19 protein-coding genes, 3 pseudogenes and 1 other annotated feature are annotated in these 26970 nt (G+C 52.8%); of the genes and pseudogenes, 8 read left to right on the top strand and 14 right to left on the bottom strand.

Features of this window, described 5'->3' with window-relative positions; translation table 11 throughout:
• Positions 1–30: 30 nt before the first annotated feature.
• The 4 genes and pseudogenes from N4T19_RS17280 to N4T19_RS17295 form a co-directional block, all read right to left on the bottom strand.
• Positions 31–363, bottom strand: coding sequence for a hypothetical protein (locus N4T19_RS17280; RefSeq protein ID WP_260718627.1), 333 nt, complete (start codon positions 361–363; stop codon positions 31–33).
• Between the two features lie 19 nt (positions 364–382).
• Entirely contained in the window at positions 383–793 is a 411-nt protein-coding gene (locus tag N4T19_RS17285) for a DUF2251 domain-containing protein (RefSeq protein WP_260718628.1), read from the bottom strand.
• Between the two features lie 95 nt (positions 794–888).
• The gene (locus tag N4T19_RS17290; RefSeq protein WP_260718629.1) at positions 889–1725 is read right to left on the bottom strand and encodes a hypothetical protein; all 837 of its coding nucleotides are present in this window, start codon (positions 1723–1725) and stop codon (positions 889–891) included.
• Positions 1726–2456: 731 nt separating this feature from the next.
• A pseudogene (locus N4T19_RS17295) lies at positions 2457–3689 on the bottom strand (IS3 family transposase).
• Positions 3295–3411 (bottom strand) — a sequence feature (AL1L pseudoknot). (Overlaps the previous pseudogene by 117 nt.)
• A 613-nt stretch (positions 3690–4302) precedes the next feature.
• Here N4T19_RS17295 and N4T19_RS17300 point away from each other — a divergent pair.
• The 4 genes from N4T19_RS17300 to N4T19_RS17315 all read left to right on the top strand — a co-directional run bounded on the left by N4T19_RS17300 (position 4303) and on the right by N4T19_RS17315 (position 7706).
• On the top strand, positions 4303–4893 hold the full coding sequence (locus tag N4T19_RS17300) for a hypothetical protein (protein ID WP_260718630.1): 591 nt from the start codon (positions 4303–4305) through the stop codon (positions 4891–4893).
• Between the two features lie 2 nt (positions 4894–4895).
• Positions 4896–5876, top strand: coding sequence for a dCTP deaminase domain-containing protein (locus N4T19_RS17305; protein WP_260718631.1), 981 nt, complete (start codon positions 4896–4898; stop codon positions 5874–5876).
• Positions 5873–6352 carry a DUF1643 domain-containing protein gene (locus N4T19_RS17310; protein ID WP_260718632.1) on the top strand — a complete coding sequence of 160 codons (480 nt, stop codon included), beginning with the start codon at positions 5873–5875 and terminating at the stop codon, positions 6350–6352. The genes N4T19_RS17305 and N4T19_RS17310 overlap by 4 nt, the downstream gene beginning before the upstream one ends.
• A gap of 1114 nt (positions 6353–7466) precedes the next feature.
• Positions 7467–7706 (top strand): hypothetical protein, encoded by a 240-nt coding sequence (locus tag N4T19_RS17315; RefSeq protein WP_260718633.1) that lies wholly within the window; start codon positions 7467–7469, stop codon positions 7704–7706.
• A gap of 67 nt (positions 7707–7773) precedes the next feature.
• Here the strand turns inward: N4T19_RS17315 and N4T19_RS17320 are convergent, their stop codons facing one another.
• From N4T19_RS17320 to N4T19_RS23365, 7 genes are all read right to left on the bottom strand, one after another.
• Positions 7774–7962, bottom strand: a complete 189-nt coding sequence (locus N4T19_RS17320) for a hypothetical protein (protein WP_260718634.1) — start codon at positions 7960–7962, stop codon at positions 7774–7776.
• Between the two features lie 479 nt (positions 7963–8441).
• Positions 8442–9713, bottom strand: a complete 1272-nt coding sequence (locus N4T19_RS17325; RefSeq protein ID WP_260718635.1) for a helix-turn-helix domain-containing protein — start codon at positions 9711–9713, stop codon at positions 8442–8444.
• Between the two features lie 331 nt (positions 9714–10044).
• Complete coding sequence (locus tag N4T19_RS17330) at positions 10045–11466, bottom strand: hypothetical protein (RefSeq protein WP_260718636.1); 1422 nt, start codon at positions 11464–11466, stop codon at positions 10045–10047.
• On the bottom strand, positions 11459–12412 hold the full coding sequence (locus N4T19_RS17335) for a TniB family NTP-binding protein (protein ID WP_260718637.1): 954 nt from the start codon (positions 12410–12412) through the stop codon (positions 11459–11461). The genes N4T19_RS17330 and N4T19_RS17335 overlap by 8 nt, the downstream gene beginning before the upstream one ends.
• Positions 12409–14376, bottom strand: coding sequence for a Mu transposase C-terminal domain-containing protein (locus N4T19_RS17340; RefSeq protein WP_260718638.1), 1968 nt, complete (start codon positions 14374–14376; stop codon positions 12409–12411). The genes N4T19_RS17335 and N4T19_RS17340 overlap by 4 nt, the downstream gene beginning before the upstream one ends.
• A 9-nt stretch (positions 14377–14385) precedes the next feature.
• A complete protein-coding gene (locus tag N4T19_RS17345; protein WP_260718639.1) occupies positions 14386–15060 on the bottom strand; it encodes a hypothetical protein in 675 nt (224 codons plus the stop codon).
• Between the two features lie 185 nt (positions 15061–15245).
• Entirely contained in the window at positions 15246–15662 is a 417-nt protein-coding gene (locus N4T19_RS23365; RefSeq protein ID WP_409935122.1) for a helix-turn-helix domain-containing protein, read from the bottom strand.
• 375 nt (positions 15663–16037) lie between these two features.
• Here N4T19_RS23365 and N4T19_RS23370 point away from each other — a divergent pair, with 375 nt between their 5' ends.
• A complete protein-coding gene (locus N4T19_RS23370; protein WP_409935123.1) occupies positions 16038–16334 on the top strand; it encodes a DNA-directed RNA polymerase subunit alpha C-terminal domain-containing protein in 297 nt (98 codons plus the stop codon).
• 407 nt (positions 16335–16741) lie between these two features.
• Complete coding sequence (locus N4T19_RS17350) at positions 16742–18244, top strand: HNH endonuclease (protein WP_260718640.1); 1503 nt, start codon at positions 16742–16744, stop codon at positions 18242–18244.
• 105 nt (positions 18245–18349) lie between these two features.
• On the opposite strand, the pseudogene N4T19_RS17355 reads toward N4T19_RS17350, so the two are convergent.
• Both N4T19_RS17355 and N4T19_RS17360 read right to left on the bottom strand, forming a co-directional pair.
• Positions 18350–19573, bottom strand: a pseudogene (locus N4T19_RS17355) (IS3 family transposase); the annotation flags it as partial.
• Between the two features lie 85 nt (positions 19574–19658).
• Positions 19659–23270, bottom strand: coding sequence for a YobI family P-loop NTPase (locus tag N4T19_RS17360; RefSeq protein ID WP_260718641.1), 3612 nt, complete (start codon positions 23268–23270; stop codon positions 19659–19661).
• 367 nt (positions 23271–23637) lie between these two features.
• Between N4T19_RS17360 and N4T19_RS17365 the strand changes: the two are divergent.
• Positions 23638–24039: pseudogene (locus N4T19_RS17365) on the top strand (IS5 family transposase); the annotation flags it as partial.
• Between the two features lie 125 nt (positions 24040–24164).
• Here the strand turns inward: N4T19_RS17365 and N4T19_RS17370 are convergent.
• Positions 24165–24632 carry an HNH endonuclease gene (locus tag N4T19_RS17370; protein WP_260718642.1) on the bottom strand — a complete coding sequence of 156 codons (468 nt, stop codon included), beginning with the start codon at positions 24630–24632 and terminating at the stop codon, positions 24165–24167.
• 1429 nt (positions 24633–26061) lie between these two features.
• Here N4T19_RS17370 and N4T19_RS17375 point away from each other — a divergent pair.
• Positions 26062–26931 (top strand): hypothetical protein, encoded by an 870-nt coding sequence (locus N4T19_RS17375; protein WP_260718643.1) that lies wholly within the window; start codon positions 26062–26064, stop codon positions 26929–26931.
• Positions 26932–26970: the final 39 nt, after the last annotated feature.

The raw sequence follows: 26970 nt of genomic DNA on the forward strand, positions 1-26970 counted from the left end.
GCTTGGAGCAGGACGCTGATGCCTGGGGCTTCAATCCGTGCTGTCTGCGTCTTCGTCGTCGTCCTCAGGCGGGTTTTCAAACCGCTCCCAGGTGCCGCCCACTTCCTGGCGCCAGGCGCTCCAACCCAGTGGCAGGTCTGCGATTTGTTCCAGGCTCTGGTCGCGCTCATAGATGCAAGCCATGCAGACCAGGAGGGCCTCGCCGGGCTCGTCGTTGCTGGCATCCAGAAACTGCCAAGCCCCATCGGCATCATGCGAGACCATCAACACTGGCAGATGCTCGCGTACCACCTTGGTCGTAGAAAAGCTGGCGGTGTTGTGCGCATCGGCAAAGGGCCAATGGTCAAACTGGTGGCTGTGCATGGCGATGCTCCTCGTCGTCTCAGGCTTCGGTGGCAAACAGCTCGATGGCGTCGTCCGACCAGTCATGGCCGCTCCAGCCGGAATCTGCATCAGGGGGCGGAAAGGCGGTGCGGCAGTAGCCACGCTTGGCCGCAAAATCAAACACCGCATGCGGGTAGCCATTGATCAGCAGCACCACCTTGCTGCCGTCGGTGGACCAGCCAATCGTCACCTCGGACGGCAGGTGCTTGTCCGAGACATCGGCCACGTTGTAGATGTGCAGCGCGTTCTGGATGGGTTGCTCGGCATTTGCAAAATCCAGCGCATAGAAGTAGGCGGTGTCGCCATCGTCTTGAAACACCGCTGCATACCTGCCTTCGGGCGCATTGCCTTGAAGAGGCTCGGCAGCGCCGATCTGGATGGTGCTCTGGGCGGTAACAACGATGGGCATGAACAGTCCTTGTCATGGATGAGAGGGAAGCCGTGGCGGCCAGCAAAGGACCAGCATAAACGGGCTTTGTGGCAGCGCTGGGTAGGCCAAGGTAGTTATCGCGTGCCCCGGATATGGGCGATCACTTCGCGCAAGGTGGTGGCCTCTGGCACCCACCAGTCTGCCAGCGCACCCAGCGCCACGGCGCAGACCAGGGCGCCGAGCAGCGGCTTCCAGGTCAGTCGCACGGCCGAGGCCAGCCAGCCTGCGCGCTCGACCCGCACGAGGGCGCGGGCGGTCATCATCGAAAAGGCCAGCTCCACCGCGACGGTCAGCAGCACATCGACGCCAAAGTACAGCCATAGCAGCGCGCCAAGGCCAAAGAAGGCCAGCAGCAGGGCGGCAAACACCGCCAGGATGGGCACGATGATGATGCCCTCATCGCCGCGCCCGATATCGACCACATCGACGGCACCGGTCCAGGAGCTGGAAGCACCTGATGCAGTCGACGACAGGTCCACATCCGCCCAATCCCCCGACGCGCCGCCACCACCAAAATTGCCGCCCCCGCCTGACTGCCAATCGGGCGCGCCTTTGTCTACGTGCAGATCGGGCACCGGGTCGATGCCATCGGCCCAGGAGTCATCGCGCTTGCGCGCATAGGCATTGCGCACCAGGTAGGCCGCCCACAGCCGCAGCACCAGCAGGTACACGGCATAGCCCACGCCCAGGCTGATGGCATAGCGCAGCGCCATCGATGTCACCCCGGAATGGAGCAGTGCTGCCGTGACCGCCCACATCACCAGCAAGACCAGCAGCCCCATGCACAGGCCATGCAGACGCAGCCAGTGTTTTTTCTGCAGGGTGGATGCCATGTGCTGGGGCATGCGCAGCGATGACCAGCTGGACTTGCGCTTGCGTTGGGCGGCGCGGTTGTGGGGTGCTTGGGCCAAGGCGAAAGGGCGGGGAGTGAGGTCGGGAGCAGTGTAGCTCCAGATTGGACGTCGTCTGCTTGCTGATACCAACGATGCCGGAGAGACCATCCAGCCGAATACCGGAGGCTTTGCGCATGGCTCGGACGGCATGGCCAAGGTCTGACGAAGACTTGATGTCGAGCTTCATAGTTCCTGGTTGACTAGGAATTATGGAAAGGCATTGATAACGTTTGCAAAAATGCCTAGCAAAATAGGATCTTTATTCTTCTTCAGTGTTTATAAAAAATCCTAGTGCATTAGGATTTATGGCTGGATAGTAGTTCGGGTTTGATGGAAATCCCAGTCTGTCAGTCGCAGGCAGATTGCGAGAGCAGGCATGAATCGCGAGCGCGCCAGCACACGCAAAAACAGCCGCTTTCGCGGCTGTTTTATGGAGGTTTCTGACTAGTCCGAAGTATCCGTCAAAAGAGGGAGGCTCTAAAACAGCGCCGCCACCTTTGACCGCTCGTAGGACGTCAGAGAGACCGAGACTTGATGAGAGCAAATTCAACACATTGCGCATACGATGACTGAGAGATCACTTGCCTTTTGTCTAGTTGCATGCGACTGGCCTACTTGGTGTCACAGCGACTGCGACTGGTGTTGCAAGCTTGCTATCGATCGTCGTTGAGACTTGAGAGTGAACTAGGAGCCATTGCAATGGTCGCTCATGAACCGCACTGGGTTTCGTGGAGGCAGTTTGGTTTAAGTCAGACTGCCACCTTGGTGGCCTGACTGGCGGGTTGCCGGTAGTAGTTTGCCTCAGCTTCTGCAGGCGGGATGTACCCGATGGGCTCGAGCAGCCTGTGGTGGTTAAACCAAGACACCCATTGCAGCGTGGCCAGCTCCAAGGATTCCCTGGTCTTCCACGGTGCCCGGCGATGGATCAAATCGGCTTTATACAAGCCGTTGATGGTCTCGGCCAAAGCGTTGTCGTAACTGTCACCACGGCTGCCCACCGAGGGCTCAATGCCTGCCTCGGCAAGCCGCTCAGAGTAGCGAATGCTGACGTATTGAGACCCCCCTGTCGGAATGATGGGTCAAGGACCCGTCGCGCTCAGGACGTCGGGCGTATAACGCCTGCTCCAACGCATCTAGAACGAAATCCGTACGCATCGAACTGCTGACCCGCCAACCAACGATTCTCCGGGCGTACACATCAATGACGAAGGCCACGTACTGCCAACCTTGCCACGTCGATACGTATGTGAAATCACTGACCCAAAGCTGGTTCGGAGGCTCGGCACGGAACTGCCGATTGACACGATCCAGCGGGCATGGAGCCTTGGCATCACTGATGGTGGTGCGGACTACCTTGCCGCGCATCACGCCTCGCAGGCCAAGGCGGCGCATCAGCCGCTCGACAGTACAACGCGCCACGCTCGTTCCTTCACGGGCCAACTGACGCCAGACTTTCACGGCACCGTAGACCTGCATATTGGCCTGCCAGACGCGTTGTATCGCTGGCATAAGGGCGTCTTCACGGAACGCCCTGGCGCAGCGCTTGTGTGGCTCGCGCTGCAGCGCCGCGTGGCGCCGATATCCCGACGGGGCGATCTGCAATACCTTGCAGATCGGCTCGACCCCAAAGGTGATGCGATGCTTGTCGACGAATTCCCTCAGGACTTGAGCCGGCGGCCCGGCTCCGCCTGGGCGAAAAAAGCACTGGCCAGCTTCAGGATCTCGTTGGCCCGGCGCAACTCCTTGACCTCTCGTTCCAGATCCTTGACTCGTTGCGCCTCGCTGGTCGTGACGCCTTCGCGCACCCCGGCGTCGACTTCAGCGCGTTTGACCCAGTCCAGCAGCGTTTGTGGCACGCAGCCGATCTTGGGTGCAATCGATTCCACGGCTGCCCACAGCGACGGATATTCCCCGCGGTGCTCCTGCACCATTCGTACTGCGCGTTCACGGACTTCGGGAGAGAACTTGTTGGACTTATTCATGGCTTCATCATCTTAAGAGTTGAAGCCTCCACAAAACCCAGTGCGGTTCACTCATGCACAGCTGGCGATTTTGATTGTGCTAGCAGCAGGCCGATCAAGTCCTGAGAGTTTCTGAGGTTGACATGACGGCTAACGGGCCAACAGGGGTCAGCCCGCTTAGTGGGCTCTCCCAGTTTGCCGGAACGCAACAGATGTCGACACTAGACGAGCAAATCTGCACAAATTTTGTGAGATCGTGGCGCTAAAGCTAGTGACAAATAGTCGGCAAATGGTAGTGATTCCGAGTAGGATGAAGACGGGCCGGAGGGGACTGCACAAGCATCACCTTGAGGTCCGCTAATTTTCTTACTAGGCAGTCACATCGCTAGAAATGGGACGGACTTATACTTGAAGCATGAAGAGCAGTCGATTGACGGGATTTCTGCGGTCAGCGCGCCTTTGCGCCTGTCGTCGATTTTGCTTCAACTGGAGGTCGCGTCGGCCTGCTTGTCATTGCCACCCGAGCTCGCAAGGGCTTCGTGGGCTAAAGCTGCTTAAAATAGTAAAATCACATGCTACGCTAAAGGATTTGAGCGTTTTTTGTACTGACTGACATGAGGACCCTAGGACTGCTATGAAGCACTGTTCAGCAGAGCGCATCTTGCTGCCGTTGCAGAAGCTGCAGCAGGCACATGATGAAGCCGCCCACCGTGACATCTTAAGCTTCAACCTCTACAAGCGTTTGAAGCACATGGTTCTGCACTTTTACAAGTATGCAGGTCGGATCGAGATGTCCCGAGGAACAGGTGACTCGCAGCAATTGCGGGGGACACTGATCGATACATTAATTATTTGCATGGCTTCAGCGAATGCAATGAATATTTCGCTCGGCGAGTCGATCTCCGAAGTGGCAGATGCGAATGATCTTGACTCGTTGGCCCGAGAACTGGGAAAGAAGATCCAGAGCACAGATCTATCTGCTGAGGCTGTGCGGACACTTGTGGTTCTTGGTGGACAGATGGCAAAAGCTATTGAGTCCGCAGATCATATGGAGCGAGGTGATCCTCGTGCGACGATGGAAGTGCTTGTTGCCCAACTTACTGCTGTAGTCCTGGGTATCCTCGGGCATCTGAACGGTAAGCTAGAGAGCGATGTACGAGCAAGACTGAGTGGAGTCGAGTTGAAGTCGATTTTTCTGCGGCCATTCCCTGCGTTGGAGCGTTAAGGGTGGCGTTCTGGAGTGGAGAAGAGCTCGCTCAGCACCTTCCTGGGCTGATTGATGGCTTTAACGTAAAGAATTTGGACTGTGCATCCTATCGCCTATCTGTTGGCGATCAGGTTTTTGCAACCTCTGACAAATTCTCATCTAGCGCCCCTTCGGCCGCATTAGTCAGTGTTCTAAAAGATCCGCCTGATAATCTGCTTCGAATTCGCCCTGGCCAGTTTGCCTTCCTGATGACGCTTGAAAGCGTGCGGGTCCCTAATTATGCGCTCGCTTTAATTTCCATTAGAGCAGGGTACAAATTCAAAGGTTTGATAAACGTCTCAGGCTTTCATGTCGACCCTGGTTGGGATGGAAAACTTCTGTTCAGTGTATACAACGCTGGACCGGCCGACGTTATTGTTGAACGTGGTGAGCCGATGTTCCTTATCGTCTATGCCGACCTTGATAGGGATTCTGCCAAAACTTACAATGGTGCGTCGCAGAGGCAGGTCGACATAAAGGCGTCGCTGCTTGCAAACATGACTGAACAAGTGTTTTCGCCTCTCATGTTGCAGCGCCACTTGGCTGACCTTGAAAAACGAACAAATGATTTCGCCATCAAGTTAGACGGAACGATGTCATTGATAAGAGCAACTTTAGGAGCTCTGATCACTGTTGTTGGCCTGATCCTTACTGTGTTGGGGCTTTTCGCCACCCTAGCGCCTGGGTGGTTCGGAGCTACGCTTGCAAAGACGCTTGAAGCAGCAGGGTACGAAATAAGGCAGAAGGCGCCAGATTCCAGCACCGAAGATTCGGCAAAGAAACAAAGGACTGTTGAGGAGTTGAAGAATGCTGGCTCCGCTCCAGCACCAATGGATACCTCAACGAAGGGCGGAGAGCAGCGGAAACTTGCCTCCAAACCTGCAGGCGAGAAGAACTCAGCTGAGCCAACCTCTGCAAAGGGCAAGAGTCATCCCGAAGACAGCGCTCATAAGAACCAATGAATTTGTATCCCCACATACCTGCAGCCGTAATTTCTGACTGTGGTCAATACCGCTACATGTTGTCACGGCAGATCGGGCTTACGGATCGGGTTGTCACCTTCATTGGCTTAAATCCATCGACGGCTGATGCGACCCTCGATGATCCAACAATCAGGCGGTGCATTGGATTTGCGAAGCGCCGTGATGCGGGGTTGCTGGTGATGGTCAATCTATTTGCACTCCGATCGACAGATCCCCGGGCCTTGCAGGCGCATACCGAGCCAGTTGGACCGGAGAATGACACCTGGATCGACCGCGCAGTTTCGATGGCTGACATTGCAATCGCGGCATGGGGAAACGGTGGGACGCTCATGGGGCGCTCTGATGCTGTCCGAGGGCGTTTACAGCAGCGTTTGGAAGCTCTTGCCATCACGAACACCGGTATGCCGAAACATCCCTTGTACGTTAGAGCAGACGCAGAGACAGTTTCTTACTAGGATACTAAGTCTACAGTCGGCTGTGACTACTAGAGTGAATGCGGTTCAACGCTGTGTGTTCGATGAAAGCTCAATGCTACTACGGTGCGAAAATAAACAAAGCGGCTTCGGCTTGAATGAATTTCTGACCATTAGCCCCGTTGCTCACGACGACTAGCAGGCATGCGGGAATCTGCCGTACGCAGTGTAGGCTTGAAGCCTCTATTGCCACGAACTATTGGTGAGCCGGACTTGCATATAGCCACAAAAGTCTCCACAACGATTTCTTTGTAACCGTTTTTGATCTCGTACTCGAACGATAGGCTATCAGATTTGTACGCCCACTGCTGGGACCCAAGTGCCAGGAAGCTGTACCGCTCACCGTCAATGGTCAACGCATGGGAATGGAGCGCACTAGTGTTGCCACCTCGACTGGGTGGACGGTGCTTCTCTACGAGGAACAGTCCGTACTTCTCGAAGTGCTTGTTCTCAATCTTTTCGCGTGACATATTGTCCTCTGATGGCTAACGAAATGTATACCGCGCCAAACCGCACGCTATATCTGGCGCCTGCGGCTAACATTGGTAAGAAAAAATGCGGGATAGAGCTTGTAGCGTCGCTTAACGGCGCGCATTCTGTTTGAAGATAAGCACCAGACTCAGCCATAAAAGCCGCCATCCCTCCTTTTTTGCGCGCTGCACGGTCACTGGACCAGATCCGGGAGTGGATTTGTTGCAAACACTATAGCCGACTTGCGGGGCAGGACTCTTTGTAATCGGTGCGCCTGTTTGTGAAATGGTACGGTCAGCGTCATCGCGAGATATGGAGCTGTAGGAAATCGAGGTTTCTCAGACCATGCTGGCCAATGAGTGACGGTTTTTGGACGGCCAGCTGAACGGATGCGCACTATCATTGCAAGCTCGGCCATCGTGCGAACGCAAAGATCAAGACCTAGGGAGTTGGCGGACCTGCTGGTACGGTCAGCTAGCCGACCAGGTCGCTTGAGAAGCGTTCGAGGCTAGAGACAGACGCAGTGCTTGGTTGCGGTTGTTTTTGAGAAGGGTGCCCTCAGCATTTGGTACCTCATATGTGTATTTATATGCCAACCTTCCTTTGTTGTGTCATAGTGGTCCCAATGGCACCACAGTCTCAACAGCGCAAGCGTCAGGCCGCTACGAATTCATTTACTGCTGACGAGTATGGAAAGGAATACGTTGTTGAATCCAACCCAGCCAAATTGGCTCATCGCGTTAGACAAAAACTGCCACGTGGTAGCTACGTAGTAAAGGCGCTGAAAGGTAAAGAGGCCTTCGAGGCTGCAGTGGCTGCTGGAATCTTCACTCCAACGGGCCGCTTGGCAAAAGCCTATACCTGATGCACAAACAAGGGCTCGCCGATCCGTCCCATGACGTCTTCACGAGATCGTCCATAAGGCTACGAGCCTATAGTTCGATTGGCAGAAGGCTAGTTTTGCGGATAGTCGCTCCAGTGAACGCTTGCTCGTCGGCTAACTTCTGGATGGCTTGGACTTGCGCCTTGTTCAGGGGGCCGTCGTCGAGTTCATAGCGAACTTCCTCGCCAGCAACAGATGGGTCTTGCTGAGGGATCTTAGGTTGGCTGTTCGAGGTCATAGTTGTCTATCCTGTTGTTGACCGCAAGTCCGCATGGAAGTGATGCAGCGGATAGGTTAGCTGATCCGGCCAAGTGGGATCATCCATCCTATCGAGGAATCTGAACATTAAAGTAGCGCGGATCACCGCTTCTACATTGTAGTAACGTGGGCCTCAAAGGCGAAAGCCAGATCAACGGATCTGGCTTTCAAGTCGCGTTCAGGAGAGCAGAGTCGCCTGGCGCTCACACATCCCGGATAAGAGTTCAGAAACTCGCCACCCGGTCTCAGACAAAAATTGGAGCGCAATTTAATTGTCCAAATGGTTAGCCGCTGTCTAACCTTCCCACTATTTGCTCTTTACAAGCCGACCATGGACGGTGCTACGCGGACCTCATCATATGTTTAGAGAGCGAGGAGGCTCAAGCGCGCTCTAGGCCAATGGTAATCTGAATCAAGAGCGTGGGCAAGCTGTTGCGCCGATGCTCGCGATGGGTGTTGCTATGACGCCAGACGTTCGGGCTTTCGGGGCATCGCCTTGCGTACGAAATACTGTCGGCAACCATCTATAGTGGGGCCGCTTACGATCTCGTAACCAACCTGGCGAGCCCAGCAGGGCGCTTGTTTGGGGGCAATACCAGCCTCTGCAGCTAACGACTTGAGGCTGATGAACGCTGCTTGAAACCGGTCAATGTCCCGCCGATGGAAATACTGCGGCGCCCGCGCGTTGGCACGAGTCTCTATGGGAGTGAGAAAGCCCTTGAGAACAAGCGTGCGCACCACATCCGGTTTGACACCTAGCGCCTTGGCTACATGAGTGATGTCGAGCTTGAGGTCTGAGCACCGTTGTACCGCGCGCAGGGTGGCGAGCCATGCAAGTACCTGGTCGGGTTGGATCAGTAGCCCTTCACCAAGTGTCTGAGAAGGCAGATGGATGGTGCACTTCACCCCAATCTGGCGTGTCTTGATTGCTTGGAAAAATTCAGTGGTAGACGTGCGAGGTACATACGCCTTAAGGACTTTGCTCAAGGACGCCCATCGATCTGAGCGCGAGTCGACTGGTGTCGCCAACGCCAGTATCTGATCCTTGAATAAGCGAATTGAGGCAAGCCTGATCCCTCGTCCCAATGCAGTCAGTTCTTGCGCTGAAAGTAGCGCAGTGACGCGCGTAGGGTGCAGGCCTAGGACTGCTGACGCCTGCTTGGTCGACACTTCGTCACCAAGCTCTTTAATCATTCGCTCCTCGATTTCAGGCGCAATGATATACCGCTTTCGGCCTCCTTCCGTTACACGCACAGGTAACGCATTTTGCGAAGCTACCCGTTTGATACGGTCCACGGAGAGTCCGTGCCTCCCAGCAATCAGTTTTGCATTGCTCATAGATCTGATTTGTCTGGAAAGAAGGGCACTTTCTTGCCCCTGCGTGTTCCTTATATAGTCAAGAAACTCGATCTCGATTGTGGCTCTCCAATCGGTATCACGGATTGAGCGAATGCGCTTAGCGAATGCTGGAAATGCGCTGCTTGCAAGTGCAATCTTGGCACCTGTCTGTGGGATACGTATGCGGCTGAGAAGAGCATGAAACCCCTTTGGCCATTCCACTGCCGCAGCCGATCCAAGCTCGATGAATTCAGCAATCTCTTGCACCTGTTTGGAGCTTGCACGTTTGCCTGGCTTGCCTTGTAAGCCATGCTTGGCCAAAGAGCCCATCCACATCAGAACATCTGGATCAACTCTATCCACATAGAGGCTCTTCCAAATTTGTGGATCCACCGGAACACTGCAATGTGCGCGATATGGCTGGCCGCATCTACACGAATGGAGCCTACAAGTCGAAAAACTAAAAGGCTTCAGACAGTCCGGACATGCATCAATGAGCCAGCATTGATGCTGGTGACAGATGGGAGGCCCGCTCTGCCACGCGGCGAACCAATAAGCACTTGGCTCGAACAAGCAACGGGGACAGATGCGCAGTCGTTGGTGAAGTCCTTTTGTGGCATCCGTAGCGAGCCATTTAGGCTCACACAATCCGTTGGCATGAGCAACGCGCAGTAGGAAGCCCACCTCTGACTCCAATGGGAATTTGGTTGGAGAGATGAGCATGCTAAGAGGACTTCTCGGCGTCGAGCTGACGAGTGCGGGCAGCCAACTCGGTTCGGATTGATCGTGGGACCTTGATGCCCTCTAAACCCGGACACTTGGGATCATGCCAGACCATAGCCTTCCCCATCGAGATGCTTGAGAGCAGCTCTTCGATGGCTTGGTCATGGATTCCTTGGTAGAACGCCGGCTCGTTGAGCGAAAGGGCAGTTTGCCCTTCAAATGGATGTGCGTGACGCGTGAGCTTTTCCAGCATACCCTCCATCTGGCTTCGCAGATAGAACTGGTGCGGACCAGTCTGCCAAGCTCGCAGCAAATCGCATCGACGTAGAGCAATGACGAGAGGCTGGCAGTGCCCGAGCTGCAGGTGGCGAATGGCCTCGTGTGGCATGCAGATGTCTGCTGCCACCACCTCGAGTGAAATAGCCTTATGAAGCTTGAATATGCGACCGTGTTTTGGGCGCTCTCGTTCAGCTTGGGTAGCGGCTCTTTCAAAAATCTCCAATAGGAACTGCCTCTTTTCTGCGGGAACGTACAGATCCTCTATCCGCTGTCGCAACGAAGCGTTGTCGACGGCACTCAGTCTGTCAGGTGCTAGAGCATCAGAGCCTGACGCGAGGAGCGATTGCAGCAGGGACAGCCATCGGTGTAGAGGCAGCTCGCGCATGACCGACGGTTGGATCTCTTCGGCATCCACTACCTCATTGAGAAATCGATAGGCCGCAGCACGGTGGAGCGAGCTTGGCAATCTCACCAGCAACTCATCGATACCGTATCTGGATGCGCATATGTCCAGGTCAATTGACTTGGCCCAACGGTCCACTTGGGCAAGGAATGGTTGTCGCTGGGTGCCACCATCTTCTGGTCTGACATATGCCATGCGCTGTAGCAATGTTGCGATGAGTGTGCTTGCAGCGAGCTCCTGCGAGCCCACTTCCCGCTGTTCATTTATCCAAGGCCAGATGGATTGGAAGACTCTCCATTCATCATCACGATAGTTGGCGTGACAGGTGTTGGCCGAGCGGAATGTCGGATCATCAAGGCTTGAATAGATGGAATCAAAGCTACAGCGCTTGTTATCCACGCCGCGCGCAGGCTTGAGCAACGTGTGATGTACGTGGCAGACTTCCACGAGCTTGATCCTCCATGCCTGCTTGATGTAGCGGTTCTCCCATATGCAATGGATGCATGCGGAGGTGGAATACTCCTTTCCTCGGTACTTCCAGGCCCAAGCTGGTAACGGATGACCGAACGCATGGGTGCAAACTTTTTGTCGGGGCAAGAGTGGTTCCAACTCTCGGCGTCTGATGCCATTTTGCGCGGCAACTCGACCATGAAACCCAATGACGCACTCATCCCATTTTCGTACCGGTCGCACCAGCAGCGCTGTCCCGGAAGCAGGGTACGTTTTCTGCAACTCATCCACGTTGTGCCTCCTGAGCAAACGGCTCTTTCGCGCGGGTGAGCGCGATGCCATTGAACTTGGGATGGAACGGATTGCGCTCATGGGTTGCTTCGCGGTAAACCACTTCTACAAAAGCTTGAGCCAGAGTCTGCCCGTCGATCTTTGGATTGGGTTGCTGGGAAGCAATAGCGACGGCACGTCGTAGCAGGTGGCAGATTGACCTCAGGCGGCCATCTGTAGCAAATGCGAATTGACGTGTCACAGCGGCATCGCCCAGGTCGATGCATGGGAGCGGCAACAGCATCCTCTCAAAGCTCTTGAGAACCTTTGAAAATAGCTTGATGTCCTCGCCGTTTGCAGACAGAGCATGAACGAACATCTGCTCTCCGAATCTACTGCGCAACTGAGCGTTTGTTGCGAGCAATAGCTCTGCGCGCGGTATACCCGCGAGCACAAGGACTGGTCCACCTGGACGACACAGCTGCTTGATCCAATCTCCGACGTGATAGTGCGTTCTGACGCCTCCGCGATCTACCAAGTGATTGACCTCGTCGAAGATTATCATGCGGGTCTTGCAAGCAATGATCAGTGTTCGCAGCTGGATGGTCCGTTGAGCTTCGTCCCCTTTGTCCCAGTATGGCGAGCCCATTTCGCGCAGAACAATTCCAGCCAAGGCTTTGATCGTCGTCCTGGGTGGAATCTCAACATAGACCACGGGTACTTCTGTCCATTCCTCATGAACTATGCTTGGGTGAAGCTTGGTGAAGTGGTTCAGTAGGGTGCTTTTGCCGGTCCCTGGCAGCCCCGTTATCAGCAAGTGCTCCGGCTCACCTGGGGACAACGCCGATCGCAGCCTTTCGTCTAGCGTATTCAACAGGCTTGTCACTTGGGGAAACTTGCCAAACGCGCTGGACACTTTTTGCGAAATTTGGCTGAAGTTAATTTGGATGGTTTGCAGGGTGCTCACAGTTCGGTCTCCAGCTCAAGCATTTCGAATACATCGAGGTCATCGCTATGGCCTGTGTCGACATCTACTTGAAATTGACGTGAAGGCACGGGCCCTTGCCGCGACGGCGAGCGCTTCGGAGCGCGGAAACTACTGCTGTTCATTCCAGCCAGACGTGACCCTGCTTTGCGCTCCTTTAGTCTTTTTGACTTCCGTGCGTCTTCCTGCATTTGATTGATAGTCGCAACTGCGGAAGCTCGTATTGACCGGTTTTCCGGGAGATCCTGGGCGTGGTGTTTGCGTACGGCTTGTGCTTGCTCAAGGCTCAGGCCGCTGAACTCAGGCTCAGTATTGAACGCCTTGATGGGGCGCTCGTCGAGCGAATCCCAGACAAAGATGTGTCCGACATCTCTGCGTGGCCACTTAACTTCCACCTTCTGGTTCGCGGGCAGCATTCGGCGCAGCTGCATGAGCTCTGTGGAGGTATACCTGAAGGTGTTGAGATCAATCCCATAGTGCTGCAGTGCCGACTCCTTCCGTTCCGCGAATTCGAAATCCACGTGATCGACGTCGCACTTCAGCTTTGGGGGAAAAGCCTTTGCAGACTCACTCCACAATTGCAGCGGAGTCTTGTTTCTAAGGCCCCGGTGGGGGCGTCGATGGTATCTATCCAGCAGCCAGACATGAAGAGCAATGTCGAGCTGTTCGAGGGTAAAGGCAGCTTCTTGTTCAGAGTCCACACCCTGCCGTTGGTCATATTTCGCAAACGTGGTGCCAGCCAGTTGATGAACAAATGAATAATTGATGGTTTTTAGCAAGCGCTCGACGAAAGGTTTGTCGTTAGGTTGCCGGCACTTGGCGAACTCGCCGACGATGCCGAGATTGAGCAAGGCATCGGTTACCGCACGGGAGTGGAACTCTCTGCCGTTGTCCATCAGCAAGCGTTCAAACCAGCCAAAGCATGGCCAGGTTAGCTTGAGATCTGCAAACCTGCCCTCTTTAAGATAGGTCTTGGGCAACAGCGCGTGGCGCAATGCCGCGAAAACTGAGTGCGCGCCGTAACCATCAAGAGACAGATGAAAGCCCAGTACCACCCTCGAGTACCGGTCAATAATCAGCGTTAGAACGGGTCGGCCAATGACATTGCCGTGTTCATCGACGATGAGGATGTCCAGTGGCGTGTGGTCAATCTCAACGAGCTCCAGTATCCGCTTGGTCCTCCGTGCAACGCCGTGGTTGGCAAACCTTCGCTCGGCTTCTTTAATCCCATATCTAGCTACGGCCACATCGAACTGCGGAAGCGATGCAAGCCTGCGCTGCAAGGTGCGTATAGATGGGGCAGTCAGCCGCTCGTGCTGAGTCAGGAATTTATTCCTGATGTTGATCTCTGCCCGGATGCTGTCCAAGATGGCCTCAGCGGACCAGACGTGGCTGCTATCGAGGGTCTCCTCGATCTTTTGATGAACGATCGCATCGACCGGAGCCGGTAGTCTGCTTTTGTTGGCCCCTCCACAGTTTCCTATCCGACTCAGCAACCCAGAAATGCCATCGGCTCGATATTCCCCTAACCAGCGGTAGACAGTGGACGCGTGCGGCGGGATCTGCTCGCCACGCTCATGAGCGATTTGATCAATGGCTTTTTGCAGCATTGCTCGGCTGCCGCAAGTGGCAAAGCGCTCATTGAGCTGGGTCACGTACGCGATGTGCCGGTCAGAATTGAACCGTCCAAACGGAGACATCTTGTCAGCACGCACAGCTGCGCCATGCTCTTCGCCATGGACACGCATCTGCCTGACAGTAACGGCGAGCTTCAGATCTCCCGCAAGGTACTTCTGAACCAACTCTTGCGAGCCGACGATGACGGTGGCACCGGATTCCTGGTTTTGAAGCAGCACCTGGTCATCATTGGTCACACCCAGGAACTTGCACGCTATGTCGTCGAGGTAGACAGTCTTCTTGTTGTCGAAGGGAAGTTCGTATTGCATAACTTCTCCTCAGGCAACTTGGGCAAGCGTTTCGTCAGGACCTCGGCTCATCAAGCGTGTTAGCAAGGCATCACACTCCTCGCTTGCCTTACGCCAGCGCTCTAAAAATTCCTCTGAGCACTCATCCACATCCAAGCCTGGTACACCGGATTGAAGTTGCCTGCGTGTGCCAAAACGAGGCCATGGTCGAGCTTTTAAAAGCTGCTGGACCTCGTCTTGTGTCGGCCACTTCTCAATGTCTGAAGAGAGAATCGTTATGAAAGGGATGCGCTGCCCTCGGAGTGCTCGGCTAATCGACCGGTAGCGTGTCTGGGATTTCTGGCTTTTAAGATACGGAAGGCCTTTGATCTCAATGATTACTTTGCCATTTGCTGTTTCGATCTCTACGTCTGGTGTGTAAAACAGATCTTTGGTGTCTGCGCCGCCGGATAGAAGCAACACATAGGGGTGAGTCCTCAGTCGAAGGACTGCTGAAGAGACATCAAGAATTCCTAAGACGGAAGCCTCCAGATTTGACTCGAATTTCTCCTTGCGAGAACGCGATTTCAGGCTGGGGAACAATCCTCGAACGTTGCGCCCAGAGCGCGTAATAACCTTTCTGGGCGAACGAGAGGAGATAAGAGCTTCAATGCGTTCCGATATTTGAGCTTCAGTAATAGGCCAGTTAATAAAAATATTATGCATGTAGATATCCTGCGCACTCATTTCTGAGCACGAATGTGTAATTAAAGGACGAGTACATGCCTCCCCTGACGAAGGGGGAGTTGACGCTGGCAGCGGAATGAGGGAGACTTCAGGTGCAAGCCGGTGAAGCTTCCAGCGAACCGAGGCAGCGGTGAGTACTCGTGAGGGTGCTCGCCGTTTGTCTTTTATGGGCTCATCTTTAGCTCCGATCGGGGGTTTTTGAGGAGGCTCTTAGCTGTGATGCACTCCTCGAGCAGAGATGTAATGTTTTCTAGCTCTCCTTCTGAGAGCATGTAGTGTGCTCGCAGAGCAACCGATACCGTTTGGGCTTGACTCTCGCTACAGCGTTGAGACACGAGGGCGACGATCTGATCGTGAGTTGCAAAGTCTTTGAAGCGCTGTATCTCAACAGAGTCGTCAGTCAGCACTCTGACCATTCGCTCTACCTGTTCGAGTCCCACAATCTTTCGCCCCTTCTCTATTGCACATAGCAGTGACTGAGCCACATGGGCTTGGTCAGCTACAGTGCGCTGAGTCTGACCTTGGCGAAGGCGAAGTTTGCGCAAACTGTCGGGGATGAGCAACAGGCTTTTGATATCCATAGGTAGAGAACAATATAGATTGTTCCAAATCAGATCAAGATTTTTCTACTGTTGCATTACGTTTGATTTGATGATTTCCTAGTAGAAAATATGCTGCTGTGTTTTCTTTTTTTAGAGGGTAAGTGGTATTGTTTTATGTATATAAAATCACGCAACTCAGTAAATTTGTAAGGCAATTTGGATGAATTCTGTTACAGTTGCTGTTGTTATTAGTGAACGTCGGGTGATCGAACAGTGTCTGAGCGTCGAACATCTTTTACGGTTGCTGGACTCAAACGAGAACTGACGGACCTGAGAGTATTGACAGGTGTCCTGTACTATCGTGACAGCACCTATGCACACTTTGTATAGAAATTTGGAGATCGGAGCATTTCGATGAATGACGCTGCCATAATCGCATGCGTGCTATCTCCACGTGCCGTCAATGCGTTGGCGCGGTGCGGCATCAAGACAGTCGATCAGATTAGGTCAAGCTACCCTCATGAACTGCTTCGTGTTCATGGATTTGGGATGCTTTCACTTCGTGCGGTGGAGGCCGCTTTTTTCCCAGGCGAAAGATTCGATCCCGAATTTGGAGTACCTATGGTCTCGCGGAAACCATCCATTCTTAGCGAAGATCTTTCACGGCACTTGCGATCAGCACCTTCTTGTGATCTTGGCGATCTCAAGTAGCTCTGCGCTTTTGAATAAATTCCGCACGAACGCGGATCCGTCTGCACTTCTTCCCAGCTCGTGGGCAATGGTGGCAACCCTGCCGACCCCCAATTGCGCCGCGTGCAGCCGGTCCACGCCAAGACACTTTCGCAAAAATCAGTCGCGCCTCGGCCAGTACATCAAGACTTACGTCGCTCGAATTTACCCCGTAGTACAAGGCCCGCTGGACCGCGTCAAACAGATCCGAACCTGTGTGCACGCTCTCGTCCACATAGAGAAGCATGCACGCCCTTGGATCTATCTCAAAGAGCTCTGCGGCTCACTGGAACGTCGTTTATGGCATGTTCGCTGGCGGGGGTTTGCCAACCAACGCTTAGTCGGCGATGCCTGAAAATGGGACATCACCGAACTAGTCAGGGTAGAAGATGGCCAATACTTGCATCGTCTGCGGCCGGGCTGCAGGGTCCGGCGAACACGTCTTTCCGGCGGCGCTCGGTGGCCGCAGAACCAACAAGAACATCTACTGCACGACCCACGACAACGGCTATTCCAGCTTGGTCGCGGACTTGGCGAATCAGGTCGATGCCTTCAACGCCATGCTTGGAGTGGTCCCTGACCACTCCAATGAAGTCAAGAGCGTGCGCGCACACGACGCCCACTCTGGCGAGGAGCTGAAGCTGTCGGTCAATGAGAGTTCCTTTACCGCCCCGCGCGTGCTCTTCCAAAAGCCCATCGCCCATGGCGTTCAAATGGAAATGTCCTTTCCGAGCCGGCAGGCCATGAACCAGTGGCTGGCCGAGCAGAAGGCCAACGGGCTCGATGTGACGCCGTTGCAGAAGGCTCAGGAGCACACGTATTACCTTGGTGAGGTCCACCACCGGCTGCGTTTTGGCGGTCCGTGCGGCCTCGGGGCAGTAGCGTATGTGACGCAGACCTTCTTGGCCCAGGCGTTCCCCGACTTGGCTCGCTCTGGCGACTTGGCTCAGTTCATCGCCTACACGCAGGCCATTGCCAAGCTCGCCCAAATCAATGGCGGCTGCAGCGAGATGAAGAACGGTCCGCCCGATCCAAGGTTGGAGCCCGCGCGCCAAGCCTATGAGGCCTCGCTCGCGTCTTTGGGTGGGCAGGCCCCCGTGTGGTGGGACTTCGACCCGCAGCCAGACGCCACGCCCAACGCCTTTGAGTTCGGCCACCGCGTGGTCGTGGGCGTCGATGCGGTCGACGGGCAAATCTTCGGCCGCTTCTCGCTGTTCTCCTCGATCCACTTCGGCATGCGCTTTGGCGCGGCGAGCGCGAGCGTCGTGACCAAGACCGTGACGGTGGACATTGACCCCATGGCGGCTCACCCGCCTAACGACATCAAAAAGATCGAGTCTGCCACGGCAATCGCCCGCGTTGCTGTCCCCGCGCAGCCCAACGCGAGTCTGGCTGCGGCGATTTCAACTAAGAGTCAAGAGCGCGTGTTCTCGGAGCTGTTGCGAAAGATCGAAGCCCATTCGCTAGGCAAGGCCGCCGCCAAGGTGCATGCTGAGCTTGCCGGCTATTCGGCGCTGTCTGAGGTTGAGGCCGAGGATCTCTTGGCTCGTGTGATAGATGGACAGGCACAGCGTGTGCTGAACGTCGCCAAATATGTTCTTGAAAACTTCAAGCCGCATCTTCCGGCGGCGCTGCTCCTGACGCTTGGGCCAATGATCGACGCGATGACCATTCATGACCCGAACTCAGCCAACGGGCTCTCGACCAAGGCGACCGAGACGCTGGACCTCGCCAAGGGTGCGCTTGCTTCTCAGATGAGAGAGGACATCAAAGTGGGCCGCCTCGATGAGCGTCGCATCGCCGAGCTGTTAGGCGAGGGACCTGGTGCGGCGGTGATTGGCCAAGCCGTGTTGGCTCCGATGGTCAAGATGTTAGTGCCGATGCAAATCTGATCAGCTAAACCACAAAGGGGGGGGCGGATAAAAACTTGGACTGGTTTTACACCGTAAGTCCAAGGCTCGCCCGGTATTCGATAGGGCTGAGAGAGCCAAGGGTGAGCTTGTGTCAGCCACTGTCTCTATCGCTGCATCCAGCATTGTGTTGACCAGCTCAGCATCTGGATTCGTTCCAATGGTCCAGCTCACTACCATGCCGTCGAAGCAATCGATGATCGGCGACAGGTAGATCTTCCCCGCTGGGATCTGGAATTCAGTGATATCCGTGAGCCATTTCTCGTTGGGGACTTCGGCATGGAAGTTGCGGTTGATGATGTTCTCGGGCGCGGGGCTGATCTCGCCGAGGTAGGACGTGTACCTGCGCCATTTGGGCTGGGCCACGATTAAGCTCTCTTGTTTCATTAGCCGCTGCACCACCTTCTCGGATATGGTCACATCCTGCCTGGTCAGCGAGGCCTGCAGCCTGCGATAGCCGTAACAGCGGTGGTTTGACTCAAAGATCTCGGTAAGGGACTGGCGCACCACAAGGTACTTGTCTCCGACCGCTGTGCGGGACCGAGGGTAGAAGTATGAGCTGCGTGCAAGACCCAAGTGTGCAAGGAGCTCTGGCAGGCGGTAGTGCTCCTTGAGGGCGTCAATCAGCAGTGTCTTCTCCCGGTTGGACAGGAGCTGCAGATCTCGGCCCAGGCCTTTTTTTAATAATTCATTAGCCTTATTCAAGAGGTCTTGCTCTAGCCGCAGTTGCCTTAACTCCCGGCGCAATGCCTCAACCTGGCGCTCGAGCTCTTGCTGCTCACGCTCCTTTGGGGATGGGTGGGTGTGTTTCATGGATGCGGGTGCCTCACGTCCCAGAAGTTGGTTCTTCCAGTTGTACAACGTTGGCCGGCAAACGCCTAGCTTCTCGGCCACAACCTGCGCACTTTCCTGCCGAGTGCAAAGCTCCATGACCCCGGCATGCTTCACACTTTCGGGATACCTTCGTTGGCCCACACTCCCGACTATGGCTCTCTTGGTCTCTGGAAAGGCCTCGCGAACCCATTCACTTAACGTTCCTCTGCACGGGTAGCCCAGTGCCCTTATGGTGGCAGCAATACACCGATCGTGGGCGAGGTAGTGCTCAATGGCTGCCTTCTTCTGCTCCTGCGAGAACTTGGGCTTGCGATCAGCATAGCCTGCAGGCAAATCGAAGCACTGCTGATACTCGCGATACCAGCCCTTCAACGCATTTTTGGTGGGATAGCCCAGCTGCCGGATAGTAGGCCTAACGCGTTTGCCCAGCTTGATGTAGAGCTCAACGGCTCGAATGCGATCTTCGTATGAATACATGAACTGCCTCCTGGCAGTCCAAGTTTTCGTCCGCACCCCCCTTTTATGGTTTAGCTGATCAGATTTGCATCGGCGCTAACACTAATTAGCGTCTATAAAGATTTATTTTAATTTCATCCGTAAATAATTTATCTTCTCCCCATGAGGATATGATATTCCTTGAATCAAGAGATTTAACTAAAGTAATATTGTCTGAGCTCTTTTTTAATTTTGGTGAGTTGTAGCCAATCTTAATATCTGAATATGGGCGGGGTAAAGCGGCCAAAATAAACCGTACATCTTCATCTGACAATAAAGAATTATATTTATTGAGAAGCGAAATTTGTGTTTCTACAGGGGAGGAATGGATTATTAATAACTGAGCGATTTTCTTGTCAATGGATGATATATTTCCATCTGTAATATGAATAATTGAACCAATAAGCGCAAATCTCTCTGGGGGATTTTCCGATGCGCCCAAATTCATTAGTTCAACTAACTTAAGTTTGATGGAGTTATCTATATCAGATTGTAGAAGTTTTTCGTTGAAGTTATCACCTAGGGAAAAGTGCTCATGCTCATCAAGATACGCATGGATGTTATTTTTGACGAAAATTAATTGTAGATCTTGATTGTCGTCGATTACATCTAAGTTTGCTTTATTAAATGTGATCTTTTTGTTTGATATCAATATTCTAGTTTTGCTTGATTCAAGTTCTTGTGGTAGTTCCGTGAACTGGTTCGGGAGGGCTTGTATATAAGCTTTATATGCGTCATCAGACAGCGAAACTGAATTAAGAATAAATTGACGTAATTTCGACGATTTCGCATCGCTTGGTATTGAGTGCTGTAGGATTGCAGTACGCACACCATACGAGTCCAGAAAGCCGATCAGACTATTTGGCTCAAATTCAGTGGATTCTATGAAGGAGAGGCAATTTTCCCAAGTTGCTTCTATCGCATTAAGCTGAAAGAGCATCGAGTGCAATTTTTCAGATATACCTTCTAGTGAAGGCAGTCTGGCACTTTGCATATCCAAAAAGCTCCTCAAGTCACTTTGATCAAGTGAATATTTGGTAAGAACTTCTAGAATAGCGGACACATCTTCCTCGGAATTTTCTGTTAACTTCAACAGAATATCATGCATATAATTACTGAAGTTGCGCTCTACCTTGTTTATTAAGGGGGGGCTGTTCGTTGAGCGGATGGTGGTGAAATTACTTGCATATAATGGTTTAATATCACTTTGAAGAAGGATTTCTTGGAAAATGTATTCTAGATTTTTTATCGTGAGCTCGTATTTCTCCTCTTCGAACATGAAGCGCACTATTTTAGGATAATCTTTGATTTCCGTGAAATCTTTCACGTCAAAATCTAGGCAATTAAGGCGCTCGGATGTCAATTCAGGTTGAGTTGCAAGAATTTTGGAAAGATTTTCTGCTGTAAAATCTGATAGGTCTTGAAATTCCCTTGCTAGGGTACTCAATGAGTCTAGCGGTAGGTTCGCGATCAACTGAGTAATGTGGGAAATGTTGTTAGGGCTTACGAGTAAAGTAGGCACTAAATTTTTCCATACATTCGCTAATTCTTGAAGAAGTACGGGTGCGGTAAGGCCACTTATATAATAAGCGCTAAAAAATTCCTCGCAAATGTCGAAATTGGAGGACAAAAACTCGAGGAGTTGCTTCGCATGAGTGTCTTTAAGGTACTGATCACCTAAAAGGCTATCTACGAGCCTAACATTCAAGACGTAGCTCTGTCGAAAATCTTCGTCTCGCATTGCTGCGATAACCTCCTTGGGATTGTCGAGAGGGAAACTGGGCTCAGGTGTGATGAATGCGCGTATTTGGATTAGAAACTTGTTGTCACTGGGTGATAGGCGGCCTGAGTGAAAAAGTGAAGTGTACTGATAGTAGGTATCATCCAAATACCCCTCTAAAATTAGAAAGCGTGCAAGCTCCCCATTTAATTCGAACCCTTTGAATAGATCTTCTACATGTTCTGCATTCAAGCGCAATAGTTTATTTAGCTTTATGGTCCGAAGTGTTGGGATCATTAGTCTAAGTTCGAGGATTTTCTTTTGTAGTTTATTTCTAGTGTCAACATCTTTGTTTTGGATCTCATCCTTACGTTGAATGTAGGATTTTTGAGAGTCCACTTCCGTTTGAAGGTTGGAGAAATCGGCCCAATTTCCTTGATTGTTATAATAATGATGATAGACACGGGGAGCAGCAATCAATTTTTCAAATTCACTGTGATCTGCCAATTGCGGTAGAGGAATCAGTGTTTGTCTGTCAAGACTAATATGAACGATGCCTGTTGGAAGTTTTTCGATAATTGCCATCGCATAGATTTGCCGCAACTCTCGCAAGTCTGAAGGGGTTTGTCGCTCACCCAATACTAATAGTGCTTCCATTTTCTCGATGTCTTTTCTATATCTCGCTTCCCCTTGTCTAATCAGTTCTTGCTGGCGACTAAATATCGATGCCAGATTTCCAATGCCACGATGTAATTGTTCAAAGTCTTTTGGGTAAACATTTTTATAAATTAAAATTGCCAGCAGCTTGTTTGCATCAAGTAGGTTCTCCCCATCAGTTTCAAGATTGGCTACATAAATGGCATACTCGTTAAATATATTGTTGATTAGTCTAAGGTCATTTAAGTAGCGCGAGACTTCACGAAGGAATTGTTTATCGAGGCGTTCGTCAAGCGAAAGTCTTCTTCCCTGCTTTAATACCATGTCAATGGAGTTGGAGGAATTGATGATGGGAATTACAGGAATAATGAATTCAAAAAATTTAGTTCGATCGGTGTTGATGAACATATCGTCTCGTAGGGCATAGAGGAATCTGATAGTTCGTTTGATGCCTGCATTCTCATTTATCAAGCTATTTATTTCGCGTAATGTTACGAAAATCTCGCTGTCATTAAATCTATCTAAATCCTCAATGATCACTAGATCGTAATCGGTTGATTGAAAGAAGTATAGTATTTCATCTAAATGACGATTTAGTATTGATGTCTGATCGTCGTGCGCTGGCCGTATTTCAACATCCTTCAATGAAACGCTCTTCAGGGACAGTCCGAAGCTGGCGATATAAAAATGATGTAAGGCCGTCCATAAGAATATCATTGAGAAAAAGAAAATTCCCAAATTAAGCCAGTTGCTTAATTCTAGTGGAATAAAGAACTTTCCGCTGATGATGTTTGTTTGCTGACTCAGGATGTACCAGAGAGAGAGAATTCCCAATGTTATGTAGAGAGATTTAGGAATTGACCAAAAACTGGGTGACTGAATTCTTTTAAAGCGTGACAGTGGAAGCTTGTTGGCGTCAGCTCCATATAGCATCTGCTGCAAAATACTTCTTTCGATTTCTTGGCGGCTTACATTTCCACTCTCTGAGTTGCTCTCAGGGATAAATGCGGCGAGAGATATATGTAATGCTGATCGTCTGTAATTTTTTAAAAAGGACTTTATAATGCTGCTCTTCCCCGAGCCATAGGGACCTGTTAGAGCAATATTAAAAACCTTGGAATTGCTTGTTGCAAATAGAATAGCTTCGGAGTATACGCCCGCGCTGTCTGCCTCATCCGTCGGCGCGAGATCCAAGAATTTGGTGTGAGCACCAGTGAATTTGTCTTTGGCTTCCAACCAAGATAATGCGTTGTGAAGACTTTTTAAAAGCAATTTCTTTAGGATGGCAAGAGTTTTTTTCATATAAGTCTTGTCGAGCTAATCTTTATGATTCTGATCGGTTTGATTTGCAAATCAACTAAATTTCAAAAGAATGGCGATGGCAGCTACTGTTGATAACTTTCTACGTGCTTGACCATAGTATATGATTTTATTCGCTTTATATCTATTTTATAAAAGGATCGCAAATTTACGTTGGTCGTGAAGTTTGTTTGCACGAGATTTCAGAGAAGACATGCCAATCGCTTTGTCTACGCTTTCAGCGGCTTCGAACAGGGTGGAGTGCTGGTGCACGCATCGGAAATTATTACTGTGAGGCTGGGCAAATCAACTAGGTTGGAGGTGGGCGTTGTTGCACAAATGTCGTCCTCAGCTAGCGTAGGCTGAGGAGATGAGTGAGACGAACTGGGGGCGGCGCAAATACCGCACCACAAACTGGAAGGCGTACAACGCAGCGTTGAAGGCGCGAGGAGACCTGAGCATCTGGCTGGATAGGGACATGCAGTGGCTAGCCCTGCCCACGGGTAGGCGTGGTCGTTGCCAGAAGTTCTCAGATGCGGCCATCCAGTTTTGCCTGACCATCAAGAGCCTGTTTGGCCAGCCCTTGCGCCAGACACTGGGCCTGGTGCAGTCGCTATTGCGTATGGCAGGCCTGCCTTGGCCAGTGCCCGACTACAGCACGGTGTGTCGCAGGCAAAACAGCTTGAATGTGCAGGTGCACTACCGCGCAAGCGACAAAGGCTTACACCTGCTGGCCGATTCCACGGGCATCAAGTTCTTGGGCGAAGGCGATTGTCACTTCCTGAGTCTCGCTCGCTGCAGTGGTCGCAGCGAAAGCCACAGATATGAGAGAAGCCTGAGAGCGTAAATTGCCGTCCTCAGGTTCAAATCAATGTTTGTGGCCCAACCTTCTGTTTGCTAACACTCAACCCACACACCGAAATGCCTTAGTCGATGGCAGTTAGGACAGAGCGCTATAGCATTGGCCACTGTATCCGGACCACCGCGAGCCAATTGGACACGATGATGAACCTCCAAATACGGGGTGCGATTTGATGCACGTACAAACGGGGCGGACTCCCGGCAACCTTCGCACACGCCTGCAGCGCGTTCCAGAACCTCTGCGATCACATCAGTATTACGTACAAATACGCTGGTGCGAACTTCAATTCTGGTTGGAACGGGATTGGCGCGTGCAAGCCTTCGCTTCCTGTCGGCAGAACTACTTTTAAGCGACACAGCCAGCCTTTGGTTGAAGTCTTCGAGCACACTGTCAAAATCTTCGAAATCAGCAGCTGAAATGCAGATTGAATTCAGAACGAAATAGCGTTCGAGTTCAGCATTTGAGGGCGGACCTTCCCGCTCGAACCTTTCAATGTCTTCCATGGGAATGAGTGCGTGGCGAAGGCCATCGGATTGGTTCGAGTCTGGCTGCACAATCGTACCGACATTGGCCTTTGGGTCCCATACCACCACGTATCTCGGCCGACCTTCCTCGCTGTAGTCAATCGCGGTGTTCCGATAGTCAAACAGCGCGCGAGCGCTGCGTATGTCTGTCGACGAGCTTCCGACGAGCGCGTGCTTTTCAGACTCGTGACTCGAGTTTCTCCAGCGATTTTTGTCGTGGACGGCACGAAACTGAATGGGGCGAGGCCTCGGCATCCCCACATCTTATCTCAGTGAGCAGCATTGGTTAGCTGGCTGCTTCTGGCCGAGAGCCACCATCCTACCTTCGAATTGACCAGGCGCACCAGCAGCCTCACGGGCCGGCGACAGGCTGGAAGCCGCCCCGGCACGCCCTCGAGCTGAGTTCACTGAGCCCCGAGTTCAAACCTCAGTGAGAAAAATTCAAAACTCACGGCGCACCGACAGCTATCTCGTTGTCCGAACGCTTCTGGGCGACTAGAGCCGCTCGATAGACCTAGCCAGAATCTCAGCAGGAAACGCCGAGAAATGGCCGCACCCTCCAAGCTTCTCATTGGGACCGAGCAGGGTTCCGAGCACTAAGACTCGCTTACCATGCCATCGCCGAAGCTGTTCTTCGTTGAACTGCAATGCGCCTGTCCCAACGCTCAGCCAAACGCTCGATGGCTCCAGCGGCCCCTCATCAGCCACATTGCGACGTTCTGCCTTGGGGAAATGGTCCAAGGCGGTTCCTTCGAACTCGAAGCGTAGGTTCCCCTGCAACGCGACCTCATGACCTACTAAGGTTGCAAGTGCATCAAGGGCGGCGTTGACGGAAAGAGGAGGATTTATCGAATTTAGAGACAAGGCACAAATTTCCGGAAGTAGCCGAATTGAGGCATCGTACCAGCAGCTCCAAGTGGCGGCGCATGACTGTTGCTGCTCGACCCTATGCAGTCATCGGTCCGACCCAATAGCGGCAGTCGGCCCAGTTCATTTCACGCGCTTCAAATTCCACTCATGGGTGGCACAGTCTGCTCAAATGCTAAGCGTTGAGCCGCCTTTAAACCTTGTGCTCATAGCCGGTCGTCCCTCCTGCCACTTCCATGCTGTGTGCCGTCTTTCTGCATATCCTGGTGCTGCGGCAAGGAACTAGAGACCGCGTGGACTGCGCTTGAGTACTGCTGGCGTTCGGTGTCGGCCAATGACAAAGGTGCCGATGGGCTGCTTCCGCCAATGCGCCCAGATGTCCGGTGGCGTGTTGAATGACTCGACATCTTTACCGGTTGCCGCGATGGTGGCTATGAGTGTCATTCATGGATTGTCCTATGGACGGGGCGCAATGATGGATGAAGTGCCGTTTGGCTCGGTCCGCCACTTGTAGACTGTCGAAAAAGCGGAGGTGTTCTAGATGCAAACAATGGGTTCAAAGCTCTTGGCTATTGTTCGTGTACCTGAAAACGAGCGGGTTCGCTGCCAGAACCCTGGTTGTGGCCATGGGGTGCACGCGGCAATCCATATCGTGCGCGAGGGCGGAGTCCTGATGGTGCTGGGCAGCACATGCTTTGAGCGCCGCTATGGAAGCGCCAAAGCTCTGGGACAGCCCCAGTTCAACTTCGGTGGGTCTGGTCGACCGCTGACAACCGAGGAGCGCGAGTTGCTGGATACCAATACAGATCTTCTGCTGGCGCGGTTTGAGGAGGAAGAGCGTCAGCGCCTGATCCGGGAGCAGGCGCAGGCGCAGGAGCAGGAGCAGGAGCAGGAGCAGGAGCAAAGGCGACTCGCTGCCCAAATGGAAGAGCGTCGCCGGGAAGCCCAACGCCTGGCTGCAAGATCTACTGTTGCCTTCGATCCACGGGAAAAGCTTCGAGCTTTGAGAGCGGCATTTGCCAACAAAGTGATCCAAGAGCCTGTACCGCGCGTTTTCACGCAGCACCAAGAGCCTGATGGTCCTGTGGCGCCACCCTCTCCACCTTGGGCGCAGGAGGTGAAATTGAACGGCAGCTTCTTCTGCTACGCCTTTGACGATGGCAGTAAATGGGTTCTGTACCCGCACAAGAAGGGCGACTATGTCCTGCGGCCATGGCCAGCGGCCGAAGAGGGATGGGATGAGGCCTTGCCGCCAAGTCTTGGAAGGCCGGAGCCAGAATCAGGCTTCTACCGGGTTACTGACCACATGGGTTTTCTTCATGCCGTCGCGCGATTCAGCACGGGCCTGCGTAACACATCGAATCCAGCCGAAATTCACCACGAGTTTGAGGTGCTCGCGCGAAAGGCCTGACCTCGCCCTCCAACGCTCACCGCTTGGGCTACGAAAACA

It is taken from the genome of Comamonas squillarum (assembly GCF_025309455.1).
Taxonomy (GTDB): domain Bacteria; phylum Pseudomonadota; class Gammaproteobacteria; order Burkholderiales; family Burkholderiaceae_C; genus Comamonas; species Comamonas squillarum.

Coding starts and splice junctions, on each gene's coding strand:
- N4T19_RS17285 (WP_260718628.1), bottom strand. CDS start 793: ATGCCCATCGTTGTTACCGCCCAGAGCACCATCCAGATCGGCGCTGCC.
- N4T19_RS17350 (WP_260718640.1), top strand. CDS start 16,742: ATGGCCAATACTTGCATCGTCTGCGGCCGGGCTGCAGGGTCCGGCGAA.
- N4T19_RS17370 (WP_260718642.1), bottom strand. CDS start 24,632: ATGGAAGACATTGAAAGGTTCGAGCGGGAAGGTCCGCCCTCAAATGCT.
- N4T19_RS17300 (WP_260718630.1), top strand. CDS start 4,303: ATGAAGCACTGTTCAGCAGAGCGCATCTTGCTGCCGTTGCAGAAGCTG.
- N4T19_RS17320 (WP_260718634.1), bottom strand. CDS start 7,962: ATGACCTCGAACAGCCAACCTAAGATCCCTCAGCAAGACCCATCTGTT.
- N4T19_RS17360 (WP_260718641.1), bottom strand. CDS start 23,270: ATGAAAAAAACTCTTGCCATCCTAAAGAAATTGCTTTTAAAAAGTCTT.
- N4T19_RS17340 (WP_260718638.1), bottom strand. CDS start 14,376: ATGCAATACGAACTTCCCTTCGACAACAAGAAGACTGTCTACCTCGAC.
- N4T19_RS17310 (WP_260718632.1), top strand. CDS start 5,873: ATGAATTTGTATCCCCACATACCTGCAGCCGTAATTTCTGACTGTGGT.
- N4T19_RS17280 (WP_260718627.1), bottom strand. CDS start 363: ATGCACAGCCACCAGTTTGACCATTGGCCCTTTGCCGATGCGCACAAC.
- N4T19_RS17375 (WP_260718643.1), top strand. CDS start 26,062: ATGCAAACAATGGGTTCAAAGCTCTTGGCTATTGTTCGTGTACCTGAA.
- N4T19_RS23370 (WP_409935123.1), top strand. CDS start 16,038: ATGAATGACGCTGCCATAATCGCATGCGTGCTATCTCCACGTGCCGTC.
- N4T19_RS17345 (WP_260718639.1), bottom strand. CDS start 15,060: ATGCATAATATTTTTATTAACTGGCCTATTACTGAAGCTCAAATATCG.
- N4T19_RS23365 (WP_409935122.1), bottom strand. CDS start 15,662: ATGGATATCAAAAGCCTGTTGCTCATCCCCGACAGTTTGCGCAAACTT.
- N4T19_RS17315 (WP_260718633.1), top strand. CDS start 7,467: ATGGCACCACAGTCTCAACAGCGCAAGCGTCAGGCCGCTACGAATTCA.